The 16,301-nt window shown below is 73.5% G+C and carries 15 protein-coding genes; 8 read left to right on the top strand and 7 right to left on the bottom strand.

Annotated features, from left to right (window positions below):
• Positions 1 to 106 precede the first annotated feature (106 nt).
• The 3 genes from ACIQ8B_RS28495 to ACIQ8B_RS28485 all read left to right on the top strand — a co-directional run bounded on the left by ACIQ8B_RS28495 (position 107) and on the right by ACIQ8B_RS28485 (position 3,082).
• Positions 107 to 1,354, top strand: coding sequence for a dolichyl-phosphate beta-glucosyltransferase (locus tag ACIQ8B_RS28495; protein WP_403550721.1), 1,248 nt, complete (start codon positions 107 to 109; stop codon positions 1,352 to 1,354).
• Entirely contained in the window at positions 1,351 to 2,607 is a 1,257-nt protein-coding gene (locus ACIQ8B_RS28490) for a hypothetical protein (protein ID WP_290004919.1), read from the top strand. The genes ACIQ8B_RS28495 and ACIQ8B_RS28490 overlap by 4 nt, the downstream gene beginning before the upstream one ends.
• Positions 2,608 to 2,788: 181 nt before the next feature.
• Positions 2,789 to 3,082, top strand: coding sequence for a hypothetical protein (locus ACIQ8B_RS28485; protein WP_342210918.1), 294 nt, complete (start codon positions 2,789 to 2,791; stop codon positions 3,080 to 3,082).
• A gap of 85 nt (positions 3,083 to 3,167) precedes the next feature.
• On the opposite strand, the gene ACIQ8B_RS28480 is transcribed toward ACIQ8B_RS28485, so the two are convergent.
• From ACIQ8B_RS28480 to ACIQ8B_RS28470, 3 genes are all read right to left on the bottom strand, one after another.
• The gene (locus ACIQ8B_RS28480) at positions 3,168 to 4,193 is read right to left on the bottom strand and encodes a hemolysin family protein (protein WP_290004922.1); all 1,026 of its coding nucleotides are present in this window, start codon (positions 4,191 to 4,193) and stop codon (positions 3,168 to 3,170) included.
• Complete coding sequence (locus ACIQ8B_RS28475; protein WP_106415551.1) at positions 4,190 to 5,527, bottom strand: hemolysin family protein; 1,338 nt, start codon at positions 5,525 to 5,527, stop codon at positions 4,190 to 4,192. The genes ACIQ8B_RS28480 and ACIQ8B_RS28475 overlap by 4 nt, the downstream gene beginning before the upstream one ends.
• Before the next feature lie 212 nt (positions 5,528 to 5,739).
• Positions 5,740 to 8,124, bottom strand: coding sequence for a phosphoketolase (locus ACIQ8B_RS28470; protein WP_403550718.1), 2,385 nt, complete (start codon positions 8,122 to 8,124; stop codon positions 5,740 to 5,742).
• A 520-nt stretch (positions 8,125 to 8,644) separates the two neighbouring features.
• On the opposite strand from ACIQ8B_RS28470, the gene ACIQ8B_RS28465 reads away from it, so the two are divergent.
• Both ACIQ8B_RS28465 and ACIQ8B_RS28460 read left to right on the top strand, forming a co-directional pair.
• Entirely contained in the window at positions 8,645 to 9,388 is a 744-nt protein-coding gene (locus ACIQ8B_RS28465; protein ID WP_403550716.1) for a CBS domain-containing protein, read from the top strand.
• A 156-nt stretch (positions 9,389 to 9,544) separates the two neighbouring features.
• Positions 9,545 to 9,832, top strand: coding sequence for a dsRBD fold-containing protein (locus ACIQ8B_RS28460; protein ID WP_106415547.1), 288 nt, complete (start codon positions 9,545 to 9,547; stop codon positions 9,830 to 9,832).
• 456 nt (positions 9,833 to 10,288) lie between these two features.
• On the opposite strand, the gene ACIQ8B_RS28455 is transcribed toward ACIQ8B_RS28460, so the two are convergent.
• Positions 10,289 to 10,579, bottom strand: coding sequence for a hypothetical protein (locus tag ACIQ8B_RS28455; RefSeq protein WP_290004929.1), 291 nt, complete (start codon positions 10,577 to 10,579; stop codon positions 10,289 to 10,291).
• Positions 10,580 to 11,103: 524 nt separating this feature from the next.
• Here ACIQ8B_RS28455 and ACIQ8B_RS28450 point away from each other — a divergent pair.
• Together ACIQ8B_RS28450 and ACIQ8B_RS28445 are read left to right on the top strand one after the other, a co-directional pair.
• Positions 11,104 to 11,322 (top strand): hypothetical protein, encoded by a 219-nt coding sequence (locus tag ACIQ8B_RS28450; RefSeq protein ID WP_106415545.1) that lies wholly within the window; start codon positions 11,104 to 11,106, stop codon positions 11,320 to 11,322.
• Between the two features lie 93 nt (positions 11,323 to 11,415).
• Entirely contained in the window at positions 11,416 to 12,414 is a 999-nt protein-coding gene (locus ACIQ8B_RS28445; RefSeq protein ID WP_403550713.1) for a sporulation protein, read from the top strand.
• A 252-nt stretch (positions 12,415 to 12,666) separates the two neighbouring features.
• On the opposite strand, the gene ACIQ8B_RS28440 is transcribed toward ACIQ8B_RS28445, so the two are convergent.
• The 3 genes from ACIQ8B_RS28440 to ACIQ8B_RS28430 all read right to left on the bottom strand — a co-directional run bounded on the left by ACIQ8B_RS28440 (position 12,667) and on the right by ACIQ8B_RS28430 (position 15,673).
• Positions 12,667 to 13,959: an LCP family protein gene (locus ACIQ8B_RS28440; RefSeq protein WP_403550711.1), complete on the bottom strand. Its 1,293-nt coding sequence runs from the start codon at positions 13,957 to 13,959 to the stop codon at positions 12,667 to 12,669.
• A 388-nt stretch (positions 13,960 to 14,347) separates the two neighbouring features.
• Entirely contained in the window at positions 14,348 to 15,280 is a 933-nt protein-coding gene (locus tag ACIQ8B_RS28435; protein WP_403550709.1) for a M56 family metallopeptidase, read from the bottom strand.
• A gap of 6 nt (positions 15,281 to 15,286) precedes the next feature.
• A complete protein-coding gene (locus ACIQ8B_RS28430; protein WP_403550707.1) occupies positions 15,287 to 15,673 on the bottom strand; it encodes a BlaI/MecI/CopY family transcriptional regulator in 387 nt (128 codons plus the stop codon).
• Between the two features lie 183 nt (positions 15,674 to 15,856).
• Between ACIQ8B_RS28430 and ACIQ8B_RS28425 the strand changes: the two genes are divergently transcribed.
• Complete coding sequence (locus tag ACIQ8B_RS28425) at positions 15,857 to 16,123, top strand: GlsB/YeaQ/YmgE family stress response membrane protein (protein ID WP_403550705.1); 267 nt, start codon at positions 15,857 to 15,859, stop codon at positions 16,121 to 16,123.
• The last annotated feature ends 178 nt before the right edge of the window (positions 16,124 to 16,301 follow it).

The raw sequence follows: 16,301 nt of genomic DNA, 5'->3' as shown, positions 1-16,301 counted from the left end.
CCCGCCCGACCTGCCCACGGACCACCCGACGGGCTTGCTTGGCATGCCCATATCACTCCGACACCTCATCACCGCGACCCCAGGCGTACGCCGGAAAGGGACCCGTATGAGAACCGTCCGGCGGTCCGCACCGCCCCTCGGCCCCGAGCACCACCGCCCCGGGCCCGTCCTGGAGGTGGTCGTGCCCGTGCACAACGAGGAGCGCGACCTCGAGCCCTGCGTCCGCCGGCTGCACGCGCACCTCGCGGAGACCTTCCCGTACCCCTTCCGGATCACGGTCGCCGACAACGCGAGCACCGACCGCACCCCGTGGATCGCCGCCCGCCTGGCCGGGGAACTGCCCGGCGCCCAGTGGGTGCGGCTGGAGGAGAAGGGACGCGGACGCGCCCTGCACACCGCCTGGTCCCGCTCCCCCGCCCCGGTGCTGGCGTATCTCGACGTGGACCTGTCCACCGACCTCGCGGCGCTGCTCCCGCTCGTCGCGCCGCTGATCTCCGGCCACTCCGACCTCGCCATCGGCACCCGGCTGGCCCGGGGTTCCCGGGTCGTGCGCGGGCCGAAGCGGGAGATCATCTCCCGCTGCTACAACGGGCTGCTGCGCGGCGCGCTCTCCGTCGGGTTCACCGACGCGCAGTGCGGTTTCAAGGCGGTCCGGCGGGAGGTGGCCGAGCGGCTGCTGCCGCTGGTGGAGGACCGCGAGTGGTTCTTCGACACGGAGCTGCTCGTGATCGCCGAGCGGGCCGGGCTGCGCATCCACGAGGTACCGGTGGACTGGGTGGACGATCCCGACAGCCGGGTCGATCTCCTCCCCACGGCGCTCGCGGACCTGCGCGGCATGGTCCGGCTGGGCCGGGCGCTGGCCCGCGGACGACTGCCACTGGCCGCGCTGGGCGGCGCCGGCACGGCCGCCGGCTCCGCGGTCCCGCCGCCCGGCCGCCCCGCCCGGCTGCTCCGGTTCGCCGCCGTAGGAGCCGTCGGCGCACTGCTGCACCTCGCCCTGTACGCCCTGCTGCGGCCGGCCGCGGGAGCCCAGGCGGGCAACGCGCTCGCCCTGCTCCTCTGCACCGTCCTCAGCACCGCCGCCGACCGGCGCTTCACCTTCGGCGTGCGAGGACGCGCGGGGCCGCCGGCCCATCACCTCGGCGGGCCGGCGGCCCTCCTGGCCGGTCTCGCCCTCACCGGCGGTGCGCTGGCCGTCCTCCACCACGCCCTGCCCGCCGCCGGTCCCCGGGCCGAGCTGCCGGTGCTGGCCGCCGCGAACCTCGCCGCCGCCCTGCTCCGCTTCCCCCTCCTGCGCGCCCGCGTCCTCCCCGGCCGCCGCTCCCGCCGTACGACAGGGATCCCCGCCTCATGAGCAGCACGACGACCCGCCGGCCCGGGCCGGCAGCCGCCCCGTCCCCGCCCGCGCCCGGCTCCTCCCGTGAGCGGCTGCGCCGCCTCGCTTCCCGCCTCGGGCCCGTTCTCGCCGTGTACGGGGTGCTCAAGCTGACGGGCTTCACCGTGTTCCTGGTCCTGCTGGACTCCGCCGGCGACTTCCGGGAGAAGCACGTCAGGTTCGGCGGCGGCGCGCGCCCGTGGGACGTGCTGGGGAGCTGGGACGGCTGGTGGTACCAGCAGATCGCCCTGCACGGTTACGACCCCGCCCTGGAGCCCGTCCCCGGCGCGACCGGACTGATCACCCTGGAGGGCAACTCCGCGGCGTTCTTCCCGCTGTACCCGGCGCTGATGCGGCTGGTCGTGGAGGTCACCGGACTCGGCCCGTACGGCGCCGGGATGACCGTCTCCGTGGTGTGCTCGTTCGTCGCCGCGCTCGGCATCCACGCCGTGACCGCGCGGCTGGGCGGGCGCCGGGCCGGGCTGGTCGCCGTGGGTCTGTGGGCGGTGTGGCCGGGGTCCGGCGCGGAGTGGGCGGTGTACTCCGAGTCGCTGTACACGGCGCTGGCCGCCTGGGCCTGCTGGGCCGTGACGACCCGCCGCTGGGCGGCCGCCGGGGTGCTGGCCTTCGCCGCCGGGCTGACCCGGCCCACGGCGGTCGCCCTGGCCGCCGCGCTCGCCGTCGCGGGACTGCTCGCGGTGGTCCGGCGACGGGAGGACTGGCGGCGCCCGCTGGCCGCCGCGGCGATCGCCCCGCTGGGCACGGCCGGCTACCTGGCCTGGGTGGGGCACCGGATGGGCGACTGGGGCGGCTACACCAAGCTCCAGGAGGGCGCCTGGGGCCACACCTTCGACTACGGACGGCACAGCCTCGACGTGCTGACCTCCGTGCCGGTCGGGCACTTCGACTACCTGTTCGCCATGCCGATGGAGGACATCATCGGGGTCGGGGTGGTGCTGCTGGTGCCGGTGCTGACCGTGCTGCTGGTGCGGCTGCGCCCGCCGGCCGTGCTGGTGGTGTACACGGTGCTGTCGTACCTGATGGTGATGGCCACCCAGCAGTACTTCGGCAACGTCTCGCGTTACCTGCTCCCGCTGTTCCCGCTGTACGTGCCGCTCGCCCTGGCCATGCGCCGGCTGAGCGGGCCCGTGCTGGCCGCGGTGCTGGGCACGGCGGCGGTGGCCTCCGGGTCGTACGCGGGGTACGTCCTCTTCGAGCTGGGTGTGCCGTAGGCCGGGGGCGGGGGTGACATCGTCCGCCGCCGGGTGGAAGCGGGCCCGGCGCAGTACGCTGAGCGCAGTCGGCCACCGGGAGCTCTCCATGTGGAAACGCAGGAAGCACGCACGTCGATCCGCCCCCGTCGCACCGGAGTTGTGTGATCTGTGCGCGAGAACGTTCCCGCCGGAGGAGGCGGTGCGGGGTCATGTGGCGGACTCCTCGGCCGTGCGTCCCGACGATCCGCTGCACGACGGTCTGCGCCGCGTCACCGCGTGCTGCGAGGCGCACCTGGAGCTGATCCGCGCCGCCTACCGGCGACGGCCCTTCGTCCAGGAGGAACTCTGGGCGGGCAAGATCAGCCGGGTCCTGACGTCCGGTCCGCCGGTCCTCGGCATGACCGAACTGGCGTGCCGCACGGGTCTGGACGAGCCCGACATCCGCCGCGCGATCGCCTGGCACAACGAGCGTCGCCGGCGCATGGACGGGTGACCGCCGGCGCACGTGGCCGCGGCCCCGGCCGGACAGGTGTCCGGCCGGGGCCGCGGGGTGTCGCCGGTGCCGGCGGCGCGGGAGGTCAGGCCGGGGCCGGGGCCGCCGGGCCGACCAGTTCCGTCAGGACGTCCTCCATCGTCACGAAGCCGATGACCTTGCCGTTCTCGCCGACGGCCGCGGCGAGATGGCTGCCCTCCGCGCGGAGCGCGGTGAGCGTGTCGTCGAGCGGGGTGTCGATGCGGACCCGGGTGACCTTGTGCAGCGCGGTGGGCGGGAACGGCCGGTCCCGTTCGGTCACGCCGAGGGTGTCCTTGATGTGCAGGTAGCCCAGGAGCGCGCCGTCGGGGCCGGTGACCGGGAAACGGGACAGGCCCGCCTCGGCGGCCACGCGCTCCAGGCGCGCCGGGGTGACCGTGTGGTCGACGGTGTGCATCCGCCGGGCCGGGACGAGGATCTCACCGACCGGGCGGGTGCCCAGTTCCAGCGCGTCCCGCAGCCGCTCCCCGTCCGCCGGGGTGAGCAGTCCCGCCTCGCTGGAGTCGACGACCATCCGGACCAGCTGGTCGTCGGTGAACACCGACTCCACCTCGTCCTTCGGCTCGACCCGCAGCAGCCGCAGCAGGACGTTGGCGAAGGCGTTGATGCCGAACACGAAGGGCCGCAGCGCCCGGGTGAGCCACACCAGCGGCGGGCCCAGCAGCAGCGCGCTGGGCACCGGCGCGGCGAGCGCGATGTTCTTCGGCACCATCTCGCCGATCAGCATGTGCAGATACGTGGCGAGGGTCAGGGCGATGACGAACGCGATCGGGTGGACCAGGGCGTCCGGGACGTTCACCGCCTCGAAGGGCGGCTCCAGCAGGTGCGCGATGGCCGGTTCGGCGACCGCGCCGAGCACCAGCGAGGACACCGTGATGCCGAGCTGGGCGGTGGCCATCATCGCGGACAGGTGTTCCAGCGCCCACAGGGTCAGCCGGGCGCGCTTCTCGCCCGCGAGGGCGCGCGGCTCGATCTGGCTGCGGCGCACCGAGATCAGGGCGAACTCCGCGCCGACGAAGAACGCGTTGGTCAGCAGGGTGAGGACACCGATGGCGAGCTGCAGGACGGTCATCGGGCCTCCTCCATGACCTCGGCGGCCGGCAGGACGGCCGGGGCGGTGACGCGTATGCGGTCGGCGCGGTGGTGCTCGACCGCCAGCACGTCGAGCCCCCAGCCGTCGACCTCCACGAAGTCGCCCGCGACGGGGATGCGGGCCAGGCGGGTGGCGATCAGTCCGGCGACCGTCTCGTACGGGCCGTCCGGGGCGGGGAGCCCCAGGTCGGTGAGCCGGTCGAGACGGAGACCGCCGTCGGCCTCCCAGACCGCGCGGCCGTCGGCCGTGGGCGGTGCGGGCGCCAGCTCGGGCACCTCGACGGGGTCGTGCTCGTCGCGGACCTCGCCGACGACCTCCTCGACGATGTCCTCCACGGTGGCGACGCCCGCCGTGCCGCCGTACTCGTCGATGACGACGGCCATGGCGCGGTGGGCGCGCATGCGCTCCAGCAGACGGTCGGCGGGGAGGCTGTCGGGGACCAGCAGCGGCGGCGTGGTCAGCTCGGTGACGGGCGTGGTGGCGCGCCGCTCCGGCTCCAGGGCCAGCACGTCCCGGATGTGGACGGTGCCGACGACCTCGTCGAGGCTGTCCCGGTAGACCGGGAAGCGGGACAGGCCGGTGGCGTGGCTGAGCACGGCGGCGTCGGCGGCGGTGGCGTGCACCTCCAGGGCGCAGACGTCGACGCGCGGGGTCATCACGTTCTCGGCGGTCAGCTCGCTCAGGTGCAGGGTGCGGACGAACAGCTCCGCGGAGTCCGCTTCCAGGGCGCCCTCGGCGGCGGAGTGCCGGGCGAGCGCGCCCAGCTCCTCGGCGGTGCGGGCGGACGCCAGCTCCTCCGCGGGTTCCAGGCCGAAGCGGCGCACGAAGCGGTTCGCGGTGCCGTTGAGGTGGTTGATGAACGGGCCGAAGGCGGCCGTGAAGGCGCGCTGCGGTCCTGCGACGACCTTGGCGACCGCCGCGGGACGCGAGATGGCCCAGTTCTTCGGGACCAGCTCGCCGATCACCATCAGCACGACCGTGGACAGCGCCACACCGAGCAGCGTGGCCACGGTCGGGGCGGCGCCGCCGAGGCCGGCCGACCGCAGCGGGTCGCGCAGCAGGGCGGCGAGGGACGGCTCGGCGAGCATGCCGATCACCAGGGAGGTGACGGTGATGCCGAGCTGGGCGCCGGACAGCTGGACCGTCAGACGGCGTACGGCGGCCAGCGCCCCGGCCGCACCGCGCTCACCGGCGTCGGCTGCGCGCTCGAGTTCGGCGCGCTCGACGGTGGTGAGGGAGAACTCGGCCGCGACGAACACCCCGCAGGCCAGCGTCAGCAGCAGGGCGAGCAGGAGCAGCAGGACCTCGGTCACCGTGCCACCCCCGCTCCCTGTCGGGCCGCACGACGCGGACTGCGGGTGGTGGCACGGTTACTACTGGGAGGATCACCCATCGGGGGACCGTCGCTCCTTTTCGAACAGTACGAGGATGTGTGGAAGCAGAATGGCTGCTTCTACGCCAACTGTAAAGGACCCGCAAAGCACCCCGTGCGGGTGTTCGCCGATCCGGGGAGCGTGAGGCCCGGTCAGCCGTCCCAGGTCCAGTCGGCGACCTCCGGCAGGTCGGTGCCGTGCTCGCGGATCCACGCGTGGTGGCGCAGGCGGACGTCCTCCATCCGCTGCCGTACCGCGGCGGCCCGCACCGCCAGGCCGGGGACCCGGTCGATGACGTCCATGACCAGCCGGTAGCGGTCCAGGTCGTTGCGGACCACCATGTCGAACGGCGTGGTCGTGGTGCCGATCTCCTTGTAGCCGCGCACGTGCAGGTGCTGGTGCCCGGTGCGGCGGTAGGCGAGCCGGTGGACCAGCCACGGGTAGCCGTGGTAAGCGAAGATCACCGGTTTGTCCGCGGTGAACAGGCCGTCGTACTCGAAGTCGGACATGCCGTGCGGGTGCTCCTCGCGGGGCAGCAGACGGGCGATGTCGACCACGTTGACGACCCGCACGGCCAGCCCGGGCAGGTGCCGGCGCAGCAGCTGCGCGGCCGCCATCACCTCCTGGGTGGGGACGTCGCCCGCGCAGGCCAGCACCACGTCGGGTTCCCGGTCGCCGGTCTCGGTGCCCGCCCAGTCCCAGATGCCGGCGCCGCGCGCGCAGTGCGTCCGCGCCTGCTCCATGGACAGCCAGTCGAAGCAGGGCTGCTTGCCGGCCACGACCACGTTGACGTAGTCGCGGCTGCGCAGGCAGTGGTCGGCGACCGACAGCAGGGTGTTGGCGTCCGGCGGCAGGTAGACCCGTACCGCCTCCTGGCTCTTGTTGAGGATGTGGTCGACGAAGCCGGGGTCCTGGTGGGAGAAGCCGTTGTGGTCCTGGCGCCACACGTGCGAGGTCAGCAGGTAGTTCAGCGAGGCGATGGGGGCGCGCCAGGGCAGGCGGCGGGTGACGCGCAGCCACTTGATGTGCTGGTTGACCATCGAGTCGACGATGTGCACGAACGCCTCGTAGCAGGAGAACAGGCCGTGCCGGCCGGTGAGGAGGTAGCCCTCCAGCCAGCCCTGGCAGGTGTGCTCGGAGAGGATCTCCATCACCCGGCCGTGCCGGTCGAGGTCCTCGTCCACGTCGAGCGTGCCGGCCTGCCACGCCTTGCCGCTGGCCGCGTACACGGCCTGCAGGCGGTTGGAGGCGGTCTCGTCGGGGCCGACCAGCCGGAAGTCGCGCCGGTCCGCGGTGGCCCTCATGACGTCCTCGAGGAGGTCGCCGAGCACACGGGTCGGCTCGTGCATGGTCACCCCCGGCTTGTCCACGGGGACGGCGTGCCGCTCCAGCGGCGGCAGCGGCAGCTCGCGCAGCATCAGCCCGCCGTTGGCGTACGGGGTGGAGCCGAGGCGGCGGGCGCCGTCGGGGACGCAGGCCAGGACGTCGGCCCGGGGGCGGCCGTCCTCGTCGAACAGCTCCTCCGGCCGGTACGACCGCAGCCACGCCTCCAGCTGCCGCAGGTGTCCGGGGTCGTCGCGGACGCCGGGCAGCGGCACCTGGTGGGAGCGCCAGGTGTCCTCGACGGGCTGTCCGTCGACCTCGGCGGGTCCGGTCCAGCCCTTCGGGGTGCGCAGGACGATCATCGGCCAGCGGGGGCGTCCGGTCGCGCCGTCCTCGCGCGCGGCGCGCTGGAGGGCGGCGATGCGGTCGAGGGCGGTGTCCATGGCGCGGGCCATCGCCCGGTGGACGGCGGCCGGGTCGTCGCCGGTCACCCGGAGGGGGTCGTGGCCGTAGCCGCGGAGCAGCGCGTCCAGCTCGTCGTCGGGGACGCGGGCGAGCACGGTGGGGTTGGCGATCTTGTAGCCGTTCAGGTGCAGGATCGGCAGGACGGCGCCGTCGTGGACGGGGTCGAGGAACTTGTTGGAGTGCCAGGAGGCGGCCAGCGGACCGGTCTCCGCCTCGCCGTCGCCGATCACGCAGGCCACCACCAGGTCCGGGTGGTCCAGCGCGGCGCCGTAGGCGTGGGACAGGGAGTAGCCGAGCTCGCCGCCCTCGTGGATGGAGCCGGGAGTCTCGGGGGCGACGTGGCTGGGGACGCCGCCGGGGAACGAGAACTGCTTGAACAGCCGCGCCATCCCCGCCGCGTCCCGGGTGATGTCCGGGTACGTCTCGGTGTACGACCCCTCCAGCCAGGACCCGGCCAGCACCGCGGGCCCGCCGTGCCCGGGCCCCCACACGCACAGGGCGTCCAGGTCACGGGCCCGGATCACCCGGTTCAGGTGGGTGTGGACGAGGTTCAGACCGGGCGAGGTGCCCCAGTGGCCGAGCAGCCGCGGCTTCACGTGCTCCGGGCGCAGCGGCTCGGTGAGCAGGGGGTTCGCCATGAGGTAGATCTGGCCGACGGCCAGGTAGTTCGCGGCGCGCCAGTGCGCGTCCAGTGTCCTCAGCTCGTCCTCGCCGAGCGGGGCGGAGGCCTGGTGCGTGTCGACGGACATCGTGGTGTCCTTCCGCGTCGGGTGGTTCCGGGATGTCTGGGGGTGTGCCTGGGGTGTGCCTGGGGTGTGCCTGCGGGTGGGTGCCCTCCTCAGCTTCCCCGGGGGGCCGGGGTCCCGACAGGGCCGCGTGGGCCATCTGCGGGGCGCAGGGCCGGGGGCGCCCGGCGGGGGGCGGCAGGGCCCCGCCGGTGGGCCGCTTCCCGTCGCGTGGTCGGACGCGGCACCGGTAGGGCCGCCCGCGGGCCGGGGCCCTCGCCGGGCGGAGCGGCGCGGCGAGGGTCCGGCCAGGCCCGGGGCCTGGGCCCGACAGGCCCCGAGCGGGTCGGGGCGCGGGGGCCGACGGGGGCAGGCCGGCGGGCCGTTCACAACGACGACACCGCGGACAACTGGGCCGATCGGCCCTGTTCCCTGCCCCCTGGGGCCCTGGAATCCGCACGGCGGCCGCCGGAGGCTGGAAGCGACCGCTCCCGGCGGGGGTCCGTCCCGCCGGCGACACCCCGCGCGGTGAGGAGGTTCAGCGATGAAGGCCACCGAGGTCGGCGCCGTCATGACCACGGACGTGGTCACCGCCGCGTGCGGCACCCCGCTCGGGGACGTGGTCCGCGCACTCGCGGAGCACCGCGTCGGCGGCCTTCCGGTGACGGACGACGAGGACCGGGTGATCGGCGTGATCTCCACGTCCGACCTCTCGCGCCCCCGCTCCCGCACGGCGGGGCCGGACGACGCCCCTCGCTCGTGGCGGGTCCGGCCGCGCAGGGCGGGCCGCCGTCTGCTCCGTACGGTGCTCGGCCGACGCCGGCCCCGTACGGCGGGCGCGGTGATGTCGGCCCCCGCCGTCACCGTGGGGGCGCACGCCACCGTCACGGAGGCGTCCTGGATCATGACCGGACACGGCGTGGAACGGCTGCCCGTGGTGGACGACGAAGGGCGGCTCGTCGGCATCGTCACCCGTGGCGACCTGCTCCAGGCCGTGCTGCGCACCGACGGCGGCATCGAGCGCGCGGTGCGCAGGGACGTCCTGGGGACGGCCCTCTGGCTGACGCCCCGGGCCCTCGCCGTGACCGTCGAGGACGGGGTGGTGACCCTGACCGGCCAGGTGGAGCGGCGCAGCGACAGCGACGTGGCGGTGCGTGCGGCGAGCCGCCTCGACGGGGTGGTCGCGGTCGTCGACCAGTTGTCGTACCGGGTCGACGACACGCGGCCGCGTTCGGCCGGGGCGGTCCCCGCACCCGCGGAGCCCGGGGACCGGGGCGCCCGCCCGTGACCGGCACCGGTGCCGCGGGTGCCGCGGATTTCGGGGGTACCCGGTCCCACGGCACGTTCCCGGGACCGTCGGCCCGGTGCCCCGCGCCCGCCGGAGCCGGACGGTGGACGTGGAACGGCCGGCACACCCCGGGCCACCCCGGCTGAGGAGGCAGTCATGTCGCACACGCTGGAATGGAAGACCCGCCTCCACCTCTTCGAGGAGGAGGGAACGACGAAGGCACGCGCCACCCTCGAGACCGGGACGACGACCCTCACCGGTCACGGCACCGCCCACCGGAACCCGGCGGACCCGGACGTCCCGGAGATCGGCGACGAACTGGCGGCGGGCCGCGCCCTGCGCGACCTGGGCCGGCAACTGCTGGACCTCGCGGAACGCGACGTCGAGAGCGTGGGCGCGCGGGGCGGCGCGGAGGCCGGCCCGGTCCTGGGCTGGTCCCTGTGACCGGCCGCCTCCCTCGCAGCAGGCGCCGGGGCATCGCGTCTCCCGTGGCCCCGGCGCCGCTGGACAGGTGCACGCGGGCGCCCCGCAGACGTCCGGCCAGGCAGTAGGGGCGTGCGCCTGCCGGCTCGCACACCGGGCGACCGGGTCGCCCACGACGTCTGCCGGTCGAGACCCTGACAGGCCATGCCCGCCCGTACCGCGTGCGGGTGCTGGAGCGGACACGCGAAGCCGCTGCAGGAGGCCACGGCCCGGAAGGGTCCCGGGTGCGGCGCAGCGACGGCTTCCTGTGGACTTCGTGCTCCCGCGCCCGGGTCTCGTGGTCGCCCTCGCCGGCGGACGGGTACAGCACCGGCCAGCAGTCGTGACGGCCGCGCCGTTCCCGGCCGTCCGGGGTCAGGGGCCGGACCCGGGCGTCGCGCCCGAGGCGGGCGCGCGGTCAGGGTGAAGCGCCGACGGTCAGACACCACGCCTCCGCAGGACCAGCGCCGCTCCGGCCAGGGCGAGGGCGGTGCACCCGGTGACCAGCGCCAGGGACGGCCGGACTCCCAGGCTGCCGACCGCCTCCGGACTCGCGTCGGACGTCTGCGTGAGCTTCTCCAGCGCAGCGGTCGGAGCAGCTCCGGCGACCCATCGCCGCAGGCCGCCGAGGAGCGGCCCGGACAGGGACGGCAGCAGCGGCACGGAGACCACGGCGGCGACCGCACCGGCCGTATGACGTACGAACGTCCCGATCGCCAGGCCGAGCACGCCGACGACGGAGAACAGAGCCGCGATGCCGAACAGCGCGGGCAGCGGCTCCCCTTGGGCGTACGACCCGTCGAGGACGGCGCCGCCCGGCAGGTAACCGCCACCGGCTGCGCACCAGCAGCGCGCCGGTCGAGACCGCGAACAGCAGCCAGGTCACCGCGTCGGCCTGCCGGTGGCCGGGATCGTTGACCGCCGCGTCCGAACCGGTGAACACCGCGACGACCGCCGCGATCGCCACATCCGCGAACGGCGGGGACGGCGGCCAGGGGATGCGAAGGCGGCGCCAGGGGACAGAACGGCTCACAGCCTCACCGCAAGAGCGTTTCGAGGCGAACGCGTACACCGGCGGGAGTACGCGCCGCGTTCCGGGACACCGGCGCCCGGCCGGCACAAGAATCTGTTTTCGGTCTTTCCCGGCGCGCCCGCCCTGACCGCGTCCCCCCTCGCCTCCGATCACCTTATGCTTCTACTCGCCTGTAGAAGGCTCGCGCAATCCGGGCCTCGCGTTCTTGGAGACGACACAGATGGCTTCGATCGACCTGGACAAGGTGCTGGACAAGACCTGGGCGGACAAGAGTCTGCCCGAGATCCTGGCCGCTCCGGTGGCCGCGCTGAAGGGGGTCTCCGACCGCGACGGCGAACTGCTGCAGGAGGCGTTCGGGGTCAAGACCGTGGCCGACCTGGCGGAACTGAAGTACGCCCGCTGGGCGCAGGCGCTGGCCGCCCTCGACGCGGCCCGGTAACCGGCCCTCGCGCACCGCCGCGATGCCGCGCGCCGTCGGGCGGGCGGCGCCGCCCTCATGGAACACACGTACGTTTAAGGAGTGGACGCCACCATGGTGTTCAAACGACTGCTCGGCTCACTCGGCGTCGGCGGCCCCACCGTCGACACGGTCCTCGACCCGGGCCCCGCCCGGCCCGGTGGCACGCTCACCGGCCAGGTCCACCTCAAGGGCGGCAACGCCGACTTCGACATCGAGCACATCACCCTGGAACTCGTCGCCCGCGTCGAGGTCGAGCACGAGGAGGGTGAGAGCGAGGGCGGCGTCGCCTTCGACCGGTTCACCGTCGGCGGCGGCTTCCGGCTCGCCGAGGGCGAGCAGCGCAGCGTGCCGTTCAGCCTGACGCTGCCGTGGGAGACCCCGATCACCGAGCTGTACGGACAGCCACTGGGCATCGTGCTCGGCGTGCGCACCGAACTGTCGGTGGCGGGCGCCAAGGACAAAGGTGACATCGATCCGCTGACCGTCGGTCCGCTGCCCGCCCAGGAGGCGATCCTCGAAGCGTTCGGCCAACTCGGCTTCGGTTTCAAGTCGGCCGACCTGGAGTACGGGCGCATCGGCGGCACGGGGCAGCAACTGCCCTTCTACCAGGAGATCGAGATCACTCCTTCGCCGCAGTACGCACACCAGGTGAACGAGATCGAGGTGACGTTCCTCGCCCATCCGGGCGGTATGGAGGTCGTGCTGGAGGCGGACAAGCGTGGCGGCTTCCTCTCCGGCGGCCACGACGCGCTGACCAGGTTCACCGTCGGCCACCACGACTCCCGCGACTGGAACGCCGACGTCGACGGCTGGGTACGCCAGTTGGTCGAGCACAGGGCCTCACACGGCGCCTACGGCCACGGCGACCCGTACGCCGGGGGGCACGGCGGGCACTACGGTCACGGCGACCATCACCACGACGACCACCACCGGTCCGGTCCCGGCATGGGGACCGTCGTCGCCGCGGGTGCCGCCGGTCTGGCGGTCGGCGTTGTCGGCGGCATGGTCGCGGCCGAAGTCGTCGACGAGGTCGGTGACTTCTTCGAAGGCGACGAGGAGGACGAGGGCTGACGACAGGCCCCGGCAGGCGGTAGAGGACGCACAAGCGGGGGGCGGGCAGGCACCTCTCCCCGCCCCCCGCCGATGACTTCTACTCCCTTGCAGGAGAACCGCTGCCCGGAGCACCCGGGTCCGGGCATCCTCCCGACACGTACGGAGTTCTCATGGCCCTGTGGGACCGCGCCCTCGACGCCACCGAGACCGCCCGGCCGGCCGCCGAGGGGAACACCGCGGACGCCTGACCCGGGCCCGGACTCGGCCGCCTCACCGGATGCTCTCGGGATCGAGGTCGGTTCCGACGACCAGGGTCACAGTGCCGGCGGCAGCGCCCGTGTCCTGCCCGGCCCGCACACCGGGCAGCCGGGAGACGAGCACTTCGGCCCGTTCGTCCAGGCCCGGCGGATGACCGACTGTGGTGGTGCGGGTGGTCGCCGGGGCGTTGCCCGTGCCGACGACCGTGAAGCCGGCCTCGCGCAGCTTCTCGGCGACAGCGGCGGCGCGACCGGGAACACCGGTGCCGTTGAGGACCTGGACACGCACGGAGGAGGCGTACACAGGGGTCCTGGCATCCGCCCGGAGCCGCTTCTTGTCGACCTCCTGGTCCTTGGCCAGGGCGGTGAACAGGTCGGCGGCCTGGGGGTACTGCCACACGACGTTGGCCTTGTCGGTGGGCACGTCGGCCTCGCGCGGGTAGTTCGGCACGGTGAGGAAGGTCAGGCGGTCGGCGGGGATGCCCTTGAGTTCGGACGCGAGGCCGTACAGCGGCTTGATGCCGGCCAGGTCCTCGTCCGTGGTCAGGGACTCGGTGGCGGACTCGAGGAAGCCGTACAGCGCGCTCGGGCTCGTGAGTTTGGACTGCGCCTTCTCGACCAGTGCCTGCATGAATTCCTGCTGACGGCCGATGCGCCCGGTGTCGGAGCCGTCGCCGATGCTGTAGCGGGCGCGTACGTAGCCGAGCGCCGCCTCGTCCCTGACGGTCTGGCAGCCCGCCTCCAGGTCCAGGTGGGCCTTCTCGTCGTGGATGGCCTGCTCCGGGCAGACCTCTATGCCGTCCAGGGCGTTGACCATGCCCTTGAAGCCCTGGAAGTCGACGGACACGAAGTGGTCGATGCGCAGGCCGGTGCCGGCTTCGACGGTCTTGATGGTGCAGGCGGCGGCCCCGGCGACCTCGCCGCTGGCGCCGCCGATCGCGAACGCCTCGTTGATCTTGGCGTGGTGCGGGGCGGACGTGGTGCCGTCGCCCTTGTCGCAGGCGGGTATCCCCACCCACGAGTCGCGGGGGAGCGAGACGACGGTGGCCCACTTCCGGTCGGCGGGGACGTGCACGACCATCAGCGTGTCCGACTGCATGGTGGTCAGGCCCTTGCCGTACTTCGCGTTGTCGCCGTCGCGGCTGTCGGAGCCGACGACCAGGATGTTCTTCGAGCCGGGGCTGAGGTTGACCGGACGGTCGCCGCCGAGCTTGTCGTCGACGTCGGCACCCTGGATGTTGTCGTCCAGACCCTTGTAGACCCAGGCGCCGGCACCCGCGACACCGAGGACGAGCACCGAGCACACACCCGCGCTCCACGCCAGGACCCTCCCCCGCCTCGTCAGCCGGACTCTTTCCGTTCCGGCCGGCGCGCGCCGCCTTCCCGTTCCGCTCACTGGCGCTCACTCCTCAGCCTCGATCGTGTCCGTCCGTTGCGCTCGGACCTACGACCCCCATGGCCGCCGAACGAGTGAACTCTACACGCATGTAGAAACAAGGAGAGGAGGGGCCGCCTCATCGCCGCCGGAACGGCAGCGTGAGCAGCAGTGACGGTGTGCGGGCGGCAGCCGGGAAGGCGCCGCGGGCGCTCGCGGGACGAAACCGGGCAGCGAGGATCAGTGCGTTCTTCGCACCGGGCGGAGTGGCGTTCCTCACGGACTTCGCCACCGGCATCGCCCGACACTCCGGCCCAGGTCAGAGAGGGGTGGCCGCGTAGAGGATGAGGACCATCGTCACGGCGGAGTTCGCGGACGACATCGCGGAGACGACGGCCCCCACGGCGGCGCCCCACGCCGCCAGACCCACCGAGGTGAACACCGACGGCCAGCGGCGCACCGCCGGAGCAGGTCCGAGCAGGGCCGCCACCCTGCGCGGCACCGGTCCGGCCGCGGCGAAGCCCGCCAGCGTGGCCACCGGAGTGCCCCGGGACACCAGGGCCGTCCTGCCGATCGCGTACGCCACGGTGCGGCGGCTGCCGACCGCCCGAGCCGCCTCCTCGTCCGCCCACCGCTCCGCCGTGTACGCCACCGCCGTGCGCAGCGGCCGCAGGAAGGGGTTGGCCCGCGCGGCCAGCTGGACGGCGAGCAGAAAACGATGGTGGCGGGCGGCCAAGTGAGCCCGTTCATGGGCGAACAGCGCCCGGCGCTCGGCCGGTTCGAGACAGTCCAGCAGGGCTGTGGTCACCACCACGCGATCCCGCCGACCGCCCGGCAGCGCGTAGGCGTAGGGCACGTCGTCCGGCAGGACCGCGGCCTCCGTCTCCCGCAGCCCGGCCAGCGCCCGGTGAGCACGACGGCGCACCCGGCCGTGCCGCCACAGCGTCCGCCCGCACGCCACGAGCACCATGCACAGGGCGGGGATCGCCGCCTTGCCGGCGACCTCGTCGTACGGGACCGCCGCCCGCACCTCCGGGTCGGACCAGCCGTCGGGCAGCGGATTGCCGGGAAGCTGGGCGGTGCCGACCACCATCACCAGCCCCAGGCACACCGTGCTGCACACCGCCATCGTCGCCGCCACCGCGGTCAGCAACCTGGTCGCGGTGCGCGGGTGGAGATGCTGCTCGGCCAGGCGTGCGATCGGCCAGGCCGTCAGCGGCAGCACCAGCGGCAGGAAGACGAACACCCCCATGAGGTCTCAGTCTTCCCCTTCACTCCGGGGCTGGCCCAGCAGTTCACGCAACAGCCGTTCGTCATCCGGGCCGAGACCGGTGACGAAGCTGGCCAGCACCGCCTCCCGGTCGCTCTCGGCGTCCAGCACCCGGCGCATCTTGTGAGCGGCCAGACCGGCATGGCTGGAGGCCGGAGTCCAGACGAAGGACCGGCCCGCCCGTTCCCGGGTGACCACATCCTTGACCAGCAGCCTGGTCAGGATCGTGACGACCGTCGTGTAGGCGAGGCCGCCACCCAGGCGCTCCTGCACCCAGCCGGCCGTCGCCGGGCCGTCCGCCTCCCGCAGCGCCGCCAGGACCAGCGCCTCCAGCTCGCCCTGCCCCCGCCGCCGGGGACGCTGCTGCTCAGTCACACCCCGCCTCCCTTCCGCCGCCGCCTGTTTCCCGAGCGGACATCGTATAGACGCCCCCACGTGCCTCATGCTCCCGGCGCATCCCTCCAGCCCACCACCACGACCTCTACATAATTGTAGAAGTTAAGCTGCCTCAGGGCATGCCCGCACACAAGAGGGACCACTGGAAGGAGTGCTGGAGAGATGGGTGTCATCGCATGGCTGGTACTGGGGCTTCTCGCCGGAGCGATCGCCAAGGCCGTCCTGCCCGGACGCGATCCGGGCGGCTGCATCGGCACGACGCTCATCGGCGTGGCCGGCGCCTTCGTGGGCGGCTGGTTGTCGGCGGAGTTCCTCGACCGACCGGTACAGCGGGAATTCTTCGATGCCGCGACCTGGGGTTCGGCCATCGCGGGCGCCCTCGTACTGCTCATCGCCTATCGCCTGCTTTTCGGCAACTCGCGGGACTGACCAGGAGCTTCATCAGGACACGCCGACCTGGGACGCGGTCGTACCCTCCTCCCAGTTCTTCTACAGTGTTGTAGATTCTTGACCCGGGCCCGCGCCGCGGGCCTCGACCTCACCCGCCGAGAAGGAGTACGCAGTGGGAGTTTCCCTGTCCAAGGGCGGCAACGTCTCGCTCAGCAAG

Origin of the sequence: Streptomyces sp. NPDC096105 (genome assembly GCF_044763335.1) — a bacterium.
GTDB lineage: Bacteria > Actinomycetota > Actinomycetes > Streptomycetales > Streptomycetaceae > Streptomyces.
This window is presented reverse-complemented; position numbering and strand designations above follow the sequence as displayed.